This is a genomic window from Pseudomonas sp. SbOxS1 (genome assembly GCF_013416725.1).
Taxonomy (GTDB): domain Bacteria; phylum Pseudomonadota; class Gammaproteobacteria; order Pseudomonadales; family Pseudomonadaceae; genus Aquipseudomonas.
In genome coordinates this window covers 1-14764 of record NZ_JAAVXC010000048.1, presented here as the reverse complement: position 1 = coordinate 14764, position 14764 = coordinate 1, and the positions used below count along the sequence as shown (strand labels likewise).

Here is a 14764-nt window from a genome sequence, read left to right as displayed (position 1 = left end):
ATGCTGGATCTCGTTGCCATCGAGCAGATCAAACAGCTCAAGGCCCGCTACTTTCGTGGTGTCGATACCTGCAACCTCGAACTGCTGCGCAGCATCCTCTCGCCCGACGTGAAGGTCCGATTCGACAGCCCGACTTACCAGTTCGAACTCAACGGGATAGAAGAGGCCATCGAGTTCTACCGCACCAGCTTTACCAACCGCCGTTTCGGCATGCACAACGGCCACACCCCGGAGATTGCGGTCAACGGTGATGAGGCCACTGGCCTGTGGTACCTCAACGACGTGTTCATCAACCTCGATGAGCAGACCTTGCTTAACGGCAGCGCGATCTACGAGGATAGTTACGTCAAGGTGCAAGGCGAGTGGCGCATCCTGCGTACCGGTTACAAGCGACTGCTGGAGATGATCGGCCCGCTGGATCCCCAATGGGAGATCACCTCTCAACCGATCAACTGATATTCCTCTCCCCCTGATGATCGTTCCCACGCTCTGCGTGGGAACGCCGCCAGGGACGCTCCGCGTTCCGCCGTCGACGCCTGACTTGAGCCCTGCGCAATGGTGACGCGGAGCGTCACAGGATGCATTCCCACGCAGAGCATGGGAACGATCAAGCAGCGTGTAAAAAAAAAGCCCTATCGCAATGCGACAGGGCTTTTGTCATTGCAACGACCCTGGGCTTAGCGCCCGATCGCCCGCGCCGCATCCGCGGTGTACTGGTCCGGGGTGAACTTGCCTTCGTTGAGGATCGGGCCCTTCTTCGATTCGTTGGTCATGCCGTAGCCGGTGTACTGGCCGGAGTTCAGGTCCATGAAGAACTGCGAACCGGCCTGCCAGCCGCTCATGTCAGGGTGGTAGTAATAGTTGATCATGGCGTGTTTCCACAACTGCCCACGGGCATCGTAGTTGTCGGCCATGACCGCGTTCCAGGTGTCTTCGTCGATGAACAGCACTCGCTTGCCATAGACATGGCGAAAGCCTTCCTTCAAGTCGGCTTCCACCACCCACACGCGACGCAGCTCATAACGCATGAAGTCCGGGTTGGGATGGTTGGGTGTGAGGATGTCGGCGTACTTGACCGCTGCGGTATTAGGCTTGAACGCGTTGGCGGGGGTGTAGATCTCGCGCTTGCCGATCAGCTTCCAGGAGAAGCGCTCGGGTGAGCCGTTGAACAAGCGGTCTTCGTCGACGGTCATGGTGCCGTTGGTGCCGATCATCGGCTGATCGTAACCGTAACCCGGCAATTGCCGTACGCGTCGGGTCGATGGGCTGTAGGACCAGGCCTGACGCGCATCGGTGCCATAGTTGTAGGGTTCATGGGCAATACTGAGGTTACCGTTGTCCCGGGCCGGCTTCAGGGTCATGTTGTTACTCAGGGCCGAGAGCTTGTCTTCCGTGCGGGAGTCGACGGTGGGTGAGTTGGCCAACGACAGGTTGCGCGCGTAGGCACGCCCCCAGCCAATGTTGCCGTTGGGCAGGACCGAGGCCAGGTCGGAGGTTTTTTCCTCCGTGTAGGCACGGGCTGGCAGTTGGTGGTTCCACAACACTTCCACGCCGCTTTTAGGAATCGGGAACGGTACCTGGCCAATCCCGGTGAAACCGTCGCCGTTGTTGACCAGCTTGGCGTGCAATGCGTTGTCCATCGCGCGGCGGCACACGTAATCGGGGTAGCGGAAATCCCGGTGGCCGGGGTAGATGTTCATCTTGTAGGTGGTCGGGTACTTCTTGAGCAGGGTCTTCTGCCCTTCGGTCAGGTGCGACTCGTACTGGCTCATGTTCTGCGCGGTGATCACCAGGATCGGCTTCTCCGCGGCATAGGGATCTACCGGCTGGTCGCCGGAGTACTTCACATGGTTCCAGCCTGGCACTTCACCCAGGTACTTGCCGGTGTAGGGTGGAATGGTGCCCTCGGCGTTGCCCGCTTGCTCGGCGCCGACACAGGTCAGCTCCTTGCCCAGTTTGGCTGCTTCCTGAGGTGACACCTCAGCGTGCGCGTAACCCATCAGCCCGCTATTGGCTGTGACTGCGACCGCGAGCATGAGACCTGTTCTTGTTATTTTCATGTGTTGCCTCCTTCGCTGATAAGGCTTTGTGGTGTGTACCCATTGTTCGTGTTCTGCCGGCCCCAACATCGTCCGGAAAGACTAAGGACGCGTTATGCGTCCAACTTTTCCTGCAGTTGTGCCTTGAGCACCTTGCCGGTGGCATTGCGGGGCAAGGGTTCGAGGACCCGATAGACCTGTGTCGGCACTTTGTAGGCGGCCAGGCGCTCGGCGATGAAGGCGCAGATCTGCGTCGCCTGGGGCAGCGTCGATGCCTGGCCGTGCACAGCCAGCCCTACCGTCTCACCCAGCAGCGGGTCGGCGATGGCGAATGCCGCCGCTTCCAGGACACCGGGCATATCGAGGACGCAGGTTTCAACTTCAGCGGCGGAGATCTTTTCGCCACCGCGGTTGATCAATTCCTTGACCCGGCCGGTAATGCTGAGGAAGCCTTCCTCGTCGAGGCAGCCGATATCGCCGGTGTCGAGCCAACCGTCGCGCAGGCTCTGCGCAGTGGCCTCGGGCAGGTTCCAGTAGGCGCTCATCAAGGTCGGCGAACGCAGCCAGATCACCCCGCGAGTGCCTGCCGACTGCGGCTGGTCGGGGCTGTCACCGATGCGGATATCGACGATTGGCAACGCCCAACCCGCAGTCGCCGGCTTGTAGACAAACTGATCGCCACCAATCGCTGCGCCGATGCCGTTGCTTTCGGTCAGGCCATAGCCGGCACCGCCGATGACGTCGGGCTTGATCCTGAGCATGTCGTCGAGCACGTTGGCGGACGAGGCACCGCCGCCCAGGCCCAGACCGAACAGGCTGGCGGTTTGCTCAGTGCCAAAGCGCGGCGAGGCGAGCAATTGCTGCATCATCATCGGGGCGCCGTTGAACTGGGTGCAGCGCTCGTCACGAATCAGGTCGATGGCACCTTCGACATCCCACTTGTACATCAGCATCAAGCGGCGGCCGCCGCGCAATGCCGACAAGAATTGCGCATGCAAGCCGCTGACATGGAACAGCGGAACAGCCGCCAGCGTGGTTGGCGCAAAGCCGCTGTTGATCACCACGCCGATACGCTCTGGCGAACTCATGGCGCAAAACGCGCCCTGGAAATCCAGCGCAGTCAGTGCCTGGCAGATCGCCCGGTGACTGGACACCGCGCCCTTGGCGCGACTGGTGGTGCCGGAGGTGTAGAGGATCAGCGCTGCAGACTCTGGATCGATGTTTAGCGCCGGCAACGGCAATGCCGGGGCGCTGATCAAGTCTTCGAAACGCAGGCAGTACTCGGGCAACGCCCCTTCCTGGGCGCCGACGACGATCGTGGCCGACTGCTCACGGCCCAGATCTTCGCGCAGGGTATTGAGGCGCGCTTCGTCGCACAGCAGCAGGCGCGAACCGCTGTCCTGCAACGCGTACTGCAACTCATCGCGCAGGCCCCAACTGTTAAGCGGCACGCACACCGCGCCACACCGTTGAATAGCGGCGAAGGCCACCAGCCACGCCGGCTGGTTGCGCATGGCAATCGCCACCCGCTCGCCCGGTTGCACGCCAAAACGGGCAATCATCTGCCCGGCCAGGTGGTCGACCTGATCGAAAAACTGGTTGAAGGTCAGGCGTTGCGATTGCCAGACCAGGAACTCACGATCGCCGTGGACACGACCGGCGTCGATGACCTGCAACAGGTTGTCGGGGGCGTGACGGAAGTAGCGTGGCGCGCCGTCATCCGGCGTCACCACTTCAAAGGGCGAGCCGGGGGCGATCAGTTGGCGCCACGCGGTTTGCCAGCGTTCAATGCTCATTTTTGTTTTCTCCAGAACGGGCGAAATTCCTTTGGGAGCGGTCAGCACATTCAGCATCTTCATGACCTGACACTCCGCTATCGCGGGCAAGCCCGCTCCCACAGGGGGTATGTCGTATGCAGGTTTCGGGTACACCGGCAATCCCTTGTAGGAGCGGGCTTGCCCGCGAAGAGGCCGGCACATTCGACATCTTCATGGCCTGACACTCCGCCTTCGCGGGCAGGCCCGCTCCTACAGGGTGGTAAGTCGTACTCAGTGTTGGGTACACCAGCGATCCTTGTAGGAGCGGGCTTGCCCGCGAAGAGGCCGGCACATTCGACATCTTCATGGCCTGACACTCCGCCTTCGCGGGCAAGCCCGCTCCTACAGTGGGTGTTGTGTATGCAGGTCTCGGGTACACCCGCTCCTACAGGGTGGTAAGTCGTACTCAGTGTTGGGTACACCAGCGATCCTTGTAGGAGCGGGCTTGCCCGCGAAGAGGCCGGCACATTCGACATTTTCATGGCCTGACACTCCGCCTTCGCGGGCAAGCCCGCTCCTACAGTGGGGTTACGCGTTGGCCGAATAGCGTTCGCAATGGAAATCCCGGTCACCCAGGCAGCTCTGCGCTACGCGCACACGCTTGAGATACAACCCGACATCCAGCTCGTCGGTGACGCCGATGCCGCCGTGCATCTGCACCGCTTCGTTGGCGACCTTGATCGCGGTTTCGCCGGCTTTCCATTTCGCCAGGCTGACCAGTCGAGTGCGTGCGCTGGCATCCAGGCTGGCGTCATCCAGGGTCGCCAGCGCGGCCATCAGGGTGCTGCGGCTCAGCGCCAGGTCGATGTACATCTGCGCGGCGCGATGTTGCAGGACCTGGAAGGTGCCAATCTGCGTGTCGAACTGCACGCGGGTCTTGAGGTACTCCAGAGTGGTTTCGAACAGTTGCTCGGCCATCCCCAGCAACTCCGCCGCCAGGCAGGCGCGGCCACGGTCCAGCGCGGTTTCCAGCACGGCCCAGCCCTCGCCCAGGTTGCCCAGCAACGCTTCACTGCCCAACAGCACTTGATCCAGTTGCAAACGTGCGCTGTTGCGCGAGTCGATCTGCGGCAAGGCACTGACGGTCAACCCCAGGGTATCGGCCGGCACCAGGAACAGGCTGATGCCTTGGGTGTCGCCCGGCTGCCCGCAGGTGCGCGCCGCGACCACATAGGCATCGGCGCCCAGGCCGTCGACCACCCAGAACTTGTCGCCGTGCAAGCGATAGCCCTGCCCCTCGGCCTTGGCCTCGAGGGCAACGCGACTGGGGTCGTGGCGCGAGCGTTCGTCCACGGCCAGGGCCAGGCGCTGCTCGCCACCGATCAGCGCTGGCAACCACTGCGCCTTCTGCGCCGAATTGCCCGCCAGTTGCACCAGCGAACCGCCCAGCACCACGCTGGACAACAGCGGCGTGGCAGACAGGTTGCGGCCCATGGATTCGAAAATCGGCCCAAGGCCCTTGCAACCGAAATCCAGGCCACCGAACTCTTCGGGAAAAGCAATCGCGCTCCAGCCCAACGCCACCGCGTCCTGCCACAGTTGCGGCTCGAAACCCAGGGCCACCGCCTCGTCACGCAGGCGACGCTGGGCACTTACCGGACTGCGGGCGCTGAGAAAATCCCGGGCGCTGTCGGCCAGCAAACGCTGGTCATCGTTGTAACGCAGGCTCATGGGGTGACTCCTTTTTTAGCGTCGGGCAAGCCCAGCACGCGCTTGGCGATGACGTTGAGTTGGACCTCCGAGGACCCGCCGGAAATGGTCAGTGCATAACTGTTCAACCAGGAACGGGTGACCGCCAGTTGCTGCTCGCTGAATGCCGTGCTGTCCCAACCAAAGGCATGCCCGGCCATGGCATCGAGCAGCACTTCGAACTTGTCGCGCTCCTGTTCGGTGTGCGTAAGCTTCATGATCGACATCAGGCCGCCGATGTCATCGCCGGCCCGCGCCTCTTCACCCATGCGTTGCACGGTCAGGTTGTAGGCATGCTCGTTCATCGCGCAGGCCGTGGCCCGCGCCTGCAAGGCATGTTCGCCTTGGGTCTGTGGCGCCGGCACGTATTCGCGCATCAGCGCCAGCAGGTCGAAGTGCGACGGCAGGCTGAACTCGCCGAATTTCGACATCGCCTTGCGCTCGTGCTGCAACAGGTACTTGGCCAGGTTCCAGCCGCCATTGAGCGGCCCGATCAACTGGCTCTTGGGCACCTTGACGCCATCGAAGAACACCTGGCAGAACGCCGATTTGCCGCTGATCAAGTCGATCGGTTGCGGATTGACCCCGGGGCTGCGCATGTCCAGCACGATCAGGCTGATGCCTTCGTGTTTCGGCGCGTTGAAGTCGGTGCGCACCAGGGCATACATCCAGTCGGATTTGTCGCCGTAGGAGGTCCAGATCTTGCTGCCGTCCACCACGAAGTGATCGCCGGCATCGCGGGCGGCCATTTTCAGGCTGGCCAGGTCAGAGCCGGCGTTCGGCTCGGAGAAGCCCTGGCACCAGCGCACTTCGCCGCGGGCAATCGGCGGCAGCAGGTCGCGTTTCTGTTGCTCGCTGCCGTAGGCCAGCAGCACCGGCCCGAGCATCCAGATACCGAGGTTGATCTGCGGCGGCCGGCACTTGATGCGGCGCATCTCGCTTTCCAGCACCGCCAGTTGCTCGTCACTCAGGCCTGCGCCGCCATATTCTTCGGGCCACTCGGGGCAGAACCAGCGCTTGTCACGCATGCGCTCGAACCACAGGCGCGCGTCTTCACAGGGAAACTGCGGGTTCTGGCTGCCCCACACCACATCGCCTTCGGCCATGCCCGTGCGCATCGACAGCGGGCAGTTGGCCTCCAGCCAGGCACGGGTGTCCTGCCGAAATTGTTCGATCGTGCTCATGAAAGTCCCCTTCGACCCGCCCCGGGTCCGGGGCGAGTACGGTTTTTGTTGTTGATGGACGAGCGTCAGCGCTGGGTGCGCGGCATGCCGAGGCCAAACTGGGCGATCAGCTCGCGCTGGATTTCATTGGTGCCGCCGCCGAAGGTCAGGGTCGTTGCGGAGCGCAATTCATACTCCAGGTCACCCTCCAGCAGCGTCGCCGCCGAACCGCTGCGCATCGAACCATTGGCGCCGACGATCGCCGCCAGCTTGCGCAGGATCTCGATGGCCGACTCCGAGCCGAACACCTTGGTGGTCGAACTCAGCGCGACGCTCATGCGTTCGAGTTCGAGATCGGCGGCAATGCGCATATTGATCAGGCGCATCGCTTCCAGGCGCGCATAACACTCGGCCAGCGAGCTGCGCACCCAGGCTTTATCCATCGCCCGACGGCCCTGTTCATCGCGGGCCCGCGCCCACAGGTAAACCCGGCGGAACAGCGCCACCACCTTGTCCGACCAGGTGCCCAGGCCGAGACGCTCGTGGTTCAACTGCGAGGTGATGAGTTTCCAGCCACCGTGCAACTCACCCACCAGCATCTCGTTGGGCACCCGCACGTTGTCGTAGTAAGTGGCCGCCGTCGGGGTGCCGACGGTGCGAATCAGGGTGTGGGAGAAGCCCGGCGTCGTGGTATCGACGATCAGCAGCGAAATGCCTTTGTGCCGCGCCTGGGTCGCATCGGTACGGGCCGCCAGCCAGACGAAGTCGGCCGATTCGGCACCCGAGGTCCACAGCTTGTTGCCATTGACCACGAAGCCCTGGTCGTCCTGGCGCGCACTGGTTTTCAGCACGGCCAGGTCGCTGCCGGCGTCGGGTTCGGAATAACCGATGGCGAACATGATTTCGCCCGCGGCGATCCCTGGCAGAAAGCGCTCTTTCTGCAGCTCGCTGCCATGGGCCATCAAGGCCGGGCCGACGGTGCTGATGGTCACGAACGGCAATGGCGCCCCGGCGATGTTGGCTTCTTCGAAGAAGATCAACTGTTCGGTGGCGGCATAGCCCTGGCCGCCATGGGCCTTGGGCCAGCCAACCGCGAGCCAGCCGTCGCGGCCCATCTGGCGGATGGTCTGGCGAAACAGCTCGCCGCCTTCCTTGCCGCGCAACTGCGCGCGCATGTCCGGGGTCATCAGGGCCTGGAAATAGTCCCGCACCTTGTGGCGCAGGGCATGTTGTTCGGGAGTGAGGTCGACGAACATCTGCTGCTCCTTAGGCTGTGCCGAGTATCAGGCCGCTGGTGGGTACGCCGGTGCCGGCGGTGACCAGCACGTTCTGCACATCCGCCACCTGGTTGACTGCCGTGCCACGCACCTGGCGCACCGCTTCGGCGATGCCGTTCATGCCGTGGATATAGGCTTCGCCCAGTTGTCCGCCGTGGGTGTTGATCGGCAGTTTGCCGCCACGGGCGTGGTGCCCGGCGCGGATGAATTCCTTGGCTTCGCCGCGTTTGACGAAGCCGAATTCTTCCAGCTGCGGCAACACGAACGGGGTGAAGTGGTCGTAGATCACCGCGGTCTGGAACGCGTCCGGGCCCAGGCCCGACTGGCGATACAGTTCGCGGGCGACCACGCCCATTTCCGGTAGCCCGGTGATGTCGTCGCGGTAGAACGAGGTCATGCTCTGCTGGCCGTGGCTGATGCCCTGGGAGCCGGCCTTGATGGTCACCGGCTTCTGTCGCAGGTCACGGGCGCGCTCGGCCGAGGTGATGATCATCGCCACGGCGCCATCGGATTCCTGGCAGCAGTCGAGCAGGTGCAGCGGTTCGCAGATCCAGCGCGAGGCCTGGTGTTCTTCCAGGGTGATCGGCTTGCCGTGGAAAAACGCCTGGGGGTTGGTGGCGGCGAAATCCCGCGCCGCCACCGCGACACGGCCGAAATCTTCGGAGGTGGCGCCATAGGTGTGCATGTAGCGCTGGGCGAACATCCCGACCCAGGCGGCCGGCGTATGGAAGCCGTGGGGCATGTACCAGCCGTAGTTGACGTTGTCGAAGGTTGGCGTCGAAGCGAAACCGTAGGCACCGGTACCGAAGCGATACCAGGAACGCTCGTTCATGGCCCGGTACACCACCACCACTTTCGCCACGCCGGTGGCCACCGCCATCGCCGCGTGCATCACCGGCCCACAGGCCGCGCCGCCGCCATGGGGCACCTGGGAGAAGAACTTGACGTCCTTGCACCCCAGCAGGCGGGCGATTTCGTACTCCGGGACCTTGTCCACCGAGTAGGAGCTGAAGCCCTCTACTTCGCTTGGGTCGATGCCGGCATCCTTGAGCGCGCTCAAGGTGGCCTCCAGGGCCAGGCGCAATTCGGTGCGTCCGGAGTTCTTGGAAAATTCGGTCGCGCCGAGGCCAACGATCGCGGCGCGCCCGGAAATCGATGAATCAGTCATCTGTGTCTCTCCGGCTGTCAGGGCAGGACCAGCGCGACCGTGCCGGTCACGTGGTTGCCCATGGAATTTTTGCCGCTCAAGGTGATTTCCACCGCGCGGGTGTCGGCATCGAGTGCGCTGACGCTGCCGCTGAAGGTCATGCAGTCGCCGGGATAATTCGGCGCGCCAAGCTTGATTTTCAGCGCGGTGAATTGCGCCAGCGGACCGGCCCACTGTTCGATGAAACGCTGCACCAGCCCGTTGGTGGTGAGGATATTCATGAACACGTGGGGCGAACCCAGGGCGCGGGCCGCCTCGGCGTCGTGGTGACCGGGGAAGTAATCACGGGTGGCAATCGCCCCGCCGTTGATCAGGGTCACGGTGATCGGCACGGCGAGCTCCGGCAGTACTTCGCCGGGGCGCACGTCTTCAAAGCGCTTGGTGTTCTTCGAGGTCATATTTCCATCCCAGCTTGTCGTTATCGTTGAGCCAGTCGCCCAGGCGTTCCAGGTTTGCCGCCGAGCCACCCAAGGCAAGGGACAGGCCGCGACTCCAGTAGAGAAAACGGTGGATCGGGTACGTCAGGTCGACGCCGATGCCGCCATGCACGTGCTGTGCGACATGGCCGATGCGGTGCCCCGCTTCACAGGCCAGCCAGGCGGTGGCCAGGGCTTCGGAAGGCGCCGGCAAGCCGGCATCGATGCGGTAGATCAATTGCCACAGCGCGGTGCGCAAGGCTTCGACGGCGATATGGTTATCGGCCATGCTCATCTGCACCGCCTGGAAGCTGCCGATGACGCGCTCGAACTGCCGGCGCTCGCTGACATAGGCCACGGTGCGACGGACCTGCTCTTCGCTGACCCCCAGTTGCAGCGCCGCCAGTGCCGCCACGCTGCGCAGCTCCAGCCAGGCGACCGCCTCGGCCGGCAACAGCGCCGCGGCGTTCACGGTCAAACCCTGGATGTGCAGGTCGGCCACCGCTTCGCCGTGGGTCAACACCGCCGATACCCGTTGTACTTCGGGTGCCGACAGGTCCAACAGCAACAGGCGCGCCTGGCCCTCGGCTTCTACCAACACCAACGCGGCCTGGGCCTGCTCGCCCAACGCCAGGGCCGCGACCCGGCCGTCGATCGACCAGCCCTCGGCACAGGAACGTGCTTGCAGCTCGATCCCCAAGGCACTGCTCAAGGCATCGACGGACAGACTCAACAGCACTTCGCCGCTGGCCGCCTTCGCGAGCCACTGTGCACTGTTGCCGGCATCGAAACGGGCCAGGGCCGCGGCCGCCAGTTGATGGCGCCACAACGGCACCTGGGCCAGGGCCTTGCCCTGGGCTTGCAGCACCAGCATCAGTTCGGTCATGCCCAGGCCGCTGCCACCGTGCTCTTCGGGAATGGCCAGGGCATGCAGCCCGGTCTCGATGCACAACGCCCACAACGGCGCCATCATCGGCTCGCCGCTGGTATCCCACTGGCGCATGTAGTCGTCATGGCAATGGTCGACAAACAGGCCGTCGGCCATCTGCGCAATGGCGCGCTGGTCTTCGCTCAATTCGAAATCCATGGGGGCTCCTATGCCTCTACCGGCCGAAACATCGGCAGGGTCAACTGGTCATCGAAGGTCTGGAACTCGACCTGCAAATGCTGGCCGATCTGCAGTTGATCGCGCTCGACACCGACCAGGCCGGCGATCAGGCGCACGCCCTCCGCAAGCTCGATCAGGCCGATGGGGTTGGGGTAATCGAATGGCGGCACTTCGGGGTAGTGCATCACCACGAACGAATACAATGTGGCGCGACCGCTGGCTTCCAAGGTGTCCCACTCGAAGCTGTGGCACTCGATACACACCGGGGCCGGTGGATGACGCAGGGTCTTGCACGCCGTGCAGCGCTGGATCAGCAACTGGCCCTTGTCGCAGCCTTCCCAGAAGAACCGGGTGTCATCGCTGATGCCCGGCAACGGACGCTTGGGTTTGGCCGGTGCCGATTCAACTTTGGCCGGCGCCTGGGCATTGGCCGGGCGGAACTTGAACACGCGGAACAGCAACTCGCCCACCGGCTCGTCGCCGCCGGCCTTTTCGACGAAATGGCTCATGACCAGGGTGACGAAGAAACCGGTGCCCAGGGCCGTGGTTTTCTCATCGCCGACCGAATCCAGGCGCGTGGTGTAGTAGAGCTTTTCCCCCAGGCGTACCGGCCGGGTGAAGCTCAGCTCGGAGTTCACCGCCACGGTGGAGGCGTAGCCGTAGGCTTCCATTTCCTTGAGCACCTCGTAAGGGTTCTCGTCGGTGGAGCCAGGCGGATAGTTGTTGGCGTGCAGGCCCTCCATGGTCCACACCTGCAGCATCGCAGGCGGGGCGATCAGGCCTTCATGTACAGTGCCCAAGGCGAAACCCGCGTCGGTGTACAGCGGGTTGTCCACGCCCATGACTTCGCACCACTGGCGAATCATCGGGGCGTTGACCTCGTCCCAGGCGTACACGCGGCCGTACTGGCGCCCCACCAGGGCGCGCACATTGGATAGCAATTGTGGATCAGCCAAAGTCGTCTCCTTCACATTGAAGGCGGCCACCGAACCCGGTCGCCGCAATAGGTCGATCAGGTGGGCAGCACCTGCGCGGCACCGAGAAATGCCGGGCGTTCACCACCGCCATGCAGCAACAGGTTGCAACCGCTGGCGTAACTGGCCAGCGGCGATGCGATGTAGAGGCAGGCGTTGGCGATGTCTTCGGCCACCGCCATGCGTGCGGCCGGAATACCGGCAGCGACGGCGGCGATGCCGGCCTCGGAGCCGTAGTGCAGGTGCGCCTGCTCGGTCAGCACCAGGCCCGGGCTGACCGTGACCACCCGCACCTTGGGCCCCCACTCCACCGCCAGCGATTGCACCAGCGCCAACACCCCGGCCTTGGCCGCGCCGTAAGCGGCGGTGCCTGGCGAGGAGCGCAGTGCACTGATGCTGCCGATAAAGACGATGCAACCGCCCTGCGCCTGGGCCTGCATCAGCCGGTTGGCGTGCTGGGCGACGTTGAGCGGCGCGATCAGGTTCAGGCCGATGATGCTTTCATGAAACCTCGGCGATGCCGTGGCCGCGTCGGTGGCAGGGCTGCCGCCGGCGTTGTTGACCACCACGTCGAGGCGGCCGAAGTCGCGCTCGATGGTGGCGAACAGGCGTTGCAGGGAATCGTGGTCGCGCACATCGGCGGCGATGAAGGTCGCGCGCTTGCCAGCCGATGTCGGCACCTGCTCAGGCTCGCGCCGGGCACAGACGATCACCCGCGCGTTCGCAGCCAGAAATCCCAGCGCGATACCGGCGCCGATGCCCTTGGTGCCACCGGTGACCAGCACCACCTTGCCGCTGTAATCAAGACCCGAATGCAGCTCCATCATGTGCTCCTTTTCTACTGACAAGGATCACTCTAGGGACGATGCGCGAGCCAAACTACGTCTGAACGGACGATGAAAATCAAACCGCGCGGACAGGACACTGGCGGCCATTCACACCTTGCCTGGTCTTCGAGGATGCCCATGTCCGACTCATCTGCTGCACCGGTTCTGCTCGAACACCCCCTGCCTGGCGTCGCCCTGCTGCGGCTCAACCGCCCCCAGGCGACCAACGCCTTGAGCCTGGAATTGCAGGCACTGCTGTCGCGTCATTTCAGTGAGTTGGCGATTGATCCCCAGGTACGCTGCATCGTCCTGACCGGCGGTGACAAAGTGTTCGCTGCCGGCGGCGACATCAACAGCATGGCCGGGGTCGGCGCCATCGATATCTACAAGCGCCACACCGAACGGGTCTGGGGGCCGATCCAGCACTGCCCCAAACCGGTGATTGCGGCCGTCTGCGGCTACGCCTACGGCGGTGGTTGCGAACTGGCGATGCACGCCGACCTTATCGTCGCCGGGCGCAGCGCACGCTTCTGCCAACCGGAAATCCGCATCGGCATCATGCCCGGCATCGGCGGCACGCAACGGCTGGTCCGGGCCGTGGGCAAGGTCAAGGCGATGCGCATGGCACTCACCGGCCAACCCATCAGCGCCGAAGAAGCCTGGGTGGCCGGGCTGGTCAGCGACCTGGTGGACGATGACCAGGTACAGGCCCACGCCCTGGAGCTGGCGCGAGTGATCGCGGCGATGCCGGCGTTGGCTGCCGAGCAGATCAAGGAGGTGATCCTGGCTGGCATGGAAGCGCCACTGGAGGCTGGTTTGGCTTTGGAGCGCAAGGCCAATGCGCTGCTGTTTGCGTCACGGGATCAGAAGGAAGGGATGCAGGCGTTTATCGACAAGCGGCCGGCGCAGTTTGAAGGTTATTGAAATCTCCCGAACGAAAACGTTGATCCCCTCGTAGGAGCCAGGCTTGCCGGCGAAGGCGATTTCTAACACGCCTTCGCCGGCAAGCCGGGCTCCTACAGGTTTTGCGTTCCGCCATCTTTGATCTTCTATTCCCGCGGATCAATCCGATCCAGCGCCCGGTTCACCGCCAACTCCCCCAGCATGATGACTTGCGCAATCCCCAGCAGGGTATTGCGACTTGTCCCCTGCGTACGATCCGCCAGATCCAGGGCCATGACATTGGCCGAAGCCAGTGACTCACAGGCATGGGCCAGGAGGGTTTCGATATTGAGTTCAGGGTTGACGATGAACATGCTGCAGGGTTTACGCGGGGTGGCGTTGATGTCGGCGGCTGAGGGGATGGGGTCGGAATGAGTTGCCGGATCGCCGTTCGGCGGGTTCGGTGTTGGCTTGATCATGAGTGCTTCCCTTTTTAGTTGGGCCGCACCATCTCGCTACTACACGAAAGGGTGGCAGCTGTGCGCAAGTTAGTAGACCGGCAAGGGTAAGCAAAAACCGGCGCGCCCGAGGACGCCATGCGCACAGCTACCATCAAGTGCAGGCGAATACCTGACTGATAGATGCTCATGCGACCGCTTTAACCTTGGCCGGGCTACTAAACCCGATCACTGAAATCAGTGACGGCGATCAAGTTACCGAGCGACCCCAGGGTGCACAAGCCGGCGGATTCTGGAGTAACGGTAGGCAACGACGCAAGGTGTTGTGGCTTTCGGGAATGGCCTTCCTGCGAAGACTAGGACGATCAGAAGCGTCCTACGCCCCCATCAGAAACGTCCTATTTCCACCTCGACCCGACTTCGTGAAGGCTTGCGAGGCTCGCACGCGGCTGCTCATAAAAATCCTTTTGCCCGTGCGTGCGCCAGCGACTCTGAAGCTGACAGTTTCGCTGCCTGATCCCTTTCGTTACAAGGAGCGTACCCACCATGGCCAAGCTGCTCGACTGGATTTTTGGACGCCACTACGACTCAAGCACCCCCAGGGTCATGCCCCAGGTCTGGCCAACCACTACCACCCAGCCCTCCCAGCCAACGGCGACCCCGGCAGCCGAACGCTTGCCACCGCTGAAAAACTGGTGCCACCCGTTCAAAGACGCGCGCGACCCGTTACAACAGCTAACCCACCTGGCCAATGCCACCGCCGGTTACTACCCTTTGGGCCGTAATGGCCTGTGGCACGGCGGCGTGCATTTCGACAGCGGCACCGCCAGTTCCCTGGATCAATCCAGCGTGCACTGCCTGGCCGACGGCGAAGTGGTGGCTTACCGCATCGATACGTATTCGCCGA

Annotated in this window: 13 protein-coding genes and 1 pseudogene; 3 read left to right on the top strand and 11 right to left on the bottom strand. The window is 63.3% G+C overall.

Annotated features, from left to right (window positions below; all coding sequences use genetic code 11):
• Positions 1-456 (top strand): nuclear transport factor 2 family protein, encoded by a 456-nt coding sequence (locus HFK74_RS29985; protein WP_180206692.1) that lies wholly within the window; start codon positions 1-3, stop codon positions 454-456.
• A gap of 221 nt (positions 457-677) precedes the next feature.
• Here HFK74_RS29985 and HFK74_RS29980 read toward each other — a convergent pair whose 3' ends face one another.
• The 10 genes from HFK74_RS29980 to HFK74_RS29935 form a co-directional block, all read right to left on the bottom strand.
• Positions 678-2060, bottom strand: coding sequence for a DUF1329 domain-containing protein (locus HFK74_RS29980; RefSeq protein WP_180206691.1), 1383 nt, complete (start codon positions 2058-2060; stop codon positions 678-680).
• Between the two features lie 92 nt (positions 2061-2152).
• Positions 2153-3835 (bottom strand): class I adenylate-forming enzyme family protein, encoded by a 1683-nt coding sequence (locus HFK74_RS29975; RefSeq protein WP_180206690.1) that lies wholly within the window; start codon positions 3833-3835, stop codon positions 2153-2155.
• A gap of 549 nt (positions 3836-4384) precedes the next feature.
• Entirely contained in the window at positions 4385-5527 is a 1143-nt protein-coding gene (locus HFK74_RS29970) for an acyl-CoA dehydrogenase family protein (RefSeq protein WP_180206689.1), read from the bottom strand.
• Positions 5524-6729, bottom strand: a complete 1206-nt coding sequence (locus HFK74_RS29965; protein ID WP_180206688.1) for an acyl-CoA dehydrogenase family protein — start codon at positions 6727-6729, stop codon at positions 5524-5526. Before HFK74_RS29965 ends, HFK74_RS29970 begins: the two co-directional genes overlap by 4 nt.
• Positions 6730-6794: 65 nt before the next feature.
• A complete protein-coding gene (locus tag HFK74_RS29960; RefSeq protein ID WP_180206687.1) occupies positions 6795-7964 on the bottom strand; it encodes an acyl-CoA dehydrogenase family protein in 1170 nt (389 codons plus the stop codon).
• A gap of 10 nt (positions 7965-7974) precedes the next feature.
• Positions 7975-9153, bottom strand: a complete 1179-nt coding sequence (locus HFK74_RS29955; RefSeq protein WP_020801276.1) for a lipid-transfer protein — start codon at positions 9151-9153, stop codon at positions 7975-7977.
• A 17-nt stretch (positions 9154-9170) separates the two neighbouring features.
• Positions 9171-9590 (bottom strand): MaoC family dehydratase, encoded by a 420-nt coding sequence (locus tag HFK74_RS29950; protein ID WP_033043866.1) that lies wholly within the window; start codon positions 9588-9590, stop codon positions 9171-9173.
• Positions 9562-10695 (bottom strand): acyl-CoA dehydrogenase family protein, encoded by a 1134-nt coding sequence (locus HFK74_RS29945; protein ID WP_180206686.1) that lies wholly within the window; start codon positions 10693-10695, stop codon positions 9562-9564. Before HFK74_RS29945 ends, HFK74_RS29950 begins: the two co-directional genes overlap by 29 nt.
• Positions 10696-10703: 8 nt before the next feature.
• Positions 10704-11672, bottom strand: coding sequence for an OB-fold domain-containing protein (locus tag HFK74_RS29940; RefSeq protein ID WP_180206685.1), 969 nt, complete (start codon positions 11670-11672; stop codon positions 10704-10706).
• A gap of 56 nt (positions 11673-11728) precedes the next feature.
• On the bottom strand, positions 11729-12514 hold the full coding sequence (locus tag HFK74_RS29935) for an SDR family oxidoreductase (RefSeq protein WP_180206684.1): 786 nt from the start codon (positions 12512-12514) through the stop codon (positions 11729-11731).
• Positions 12515-12655: 141 nt separating this feature from the next.
• Here HFK74_RS29935 and HFK74_RS29930 point away from each other — a divergent pair, with 141 nt between their 5' ends.
• The gene (locus tag HFK74_RS29930; RefSeq protein WP_180206683.1) at positions 12656-13441 is read left to right on the top strand and encodes an enoyl-CoA hydratase; all 786 of its coding nucleotides are present in this window, start codon (positions 12656-12658) and stop codon (positions 13439-13441) included.
• Positions 13442-13566: 125 nt separating this feature from the next.
• On the opposite strand, the gene HFK74_RS29925 is transcribed toward HFK74_RS29930, so the two are convergent.
• Positions 13567-13878 (bottom strand): DUF6124 family protein, encoded by a 312-nt coding sequence (locus HFK74_RS29925; RefSeq protein ID WP_180206682.1) that lies wholly within the window; start codon positions 13876-13878, stop codon positions 13567-13569.
• Between the two features lie 525 nt (positions 13879-14403).
• Between HFK74_RS29925 and HFK74_RS29920 the strand changes: the two are divergent.
• Positions 14404-14764: pseudogene (locus tag HFK74_RS29920) on the top strand (hypothetical protein); the annotation flags it as partial.

Coding starts and splice junctions, on each gene's coding strand:
- HFK74_RS29985 (WP_180206692.1), top strand. CDS start 1: ATGCTGGATCTCGTTGCCATCGAGCAGATCAAACAGCTCAAGGCCCGC.
- HFK74_RS29980 (WP_180206691.1), bottom strand. CDS start 2,060: ATGAAAATAACAAGAACAGGTCTCATGCTCGCGGTCGCAGTCACAGCC.
- HFK74_RS29975 (WP_180206690.1), bottom strand. CDS start 3,835: ATGAGCATTGAACGCTGGCAAACCGCGTGGCGCCAACTGATCGCCCCC.
- HFK74_RS29970 (WP_180206689.1), bottom strand. CDS start 5,527: ATGAGCCTGCGTTACAACGATGACCAGCGTTTGCTGGCCGACAGCGCC.
- HFK74_RS29965 (WP_180206688.1), bottom strand. CDS start 6,729: ATGAGCACGATCGAACAATTTCGGCAGGACACCCGTGCCTGGCTGGAG.
- HFK74_RS29960 (WP_180206687.1), bottom strand. CDS start 7,964: ATGTTCGTCGACCTCACTCCCGAACAACATGCCCTGCGCCACAAGGTG.
- HFK74_RS29955 (WP_020801276.1), bottom strand. CDS start 9,153: ATGACTGATTCATCGATTTCCGGGCGCGCCGCGATCGTTGGCCTCGGC.
- HFK74_RS29950 (WP_033043866.1), bottom strand. CDS start 9,590: ATGACCTCGAAGAACACCAAGCGCTTTGAAGACGTGCGCCCCGGCGAA.
- HFK74_RS29945 (WP_180206686.1), bottom strand. CDS start 10,695: ATGGATTTCGAATTGAGCGAAGACCAGCGCGCCATTGCGCAGATGGCC.
- HFK74_RS29935 (WP_180206684.1), bottom strand. CDS start 12,514: ATGGAGCTGCATTCGGGTCTTGATTACAGCGGCAAGGTGGTGCTGGTC.
- HFK74_RS29930 (WP_180206683.1), top strand. CDS start 12,656: ATGTCCGACTCATCTGCTGCACCGGTTCTGCTCGAACACCCCCTGCCT.
- HFK74_RS29925 (WP_180206682.1), bottom strand. CDS start 13,878: ATGATCAAGCCAACACCGAACCCGCCGAACGGCGATCCGGCAACTCAT.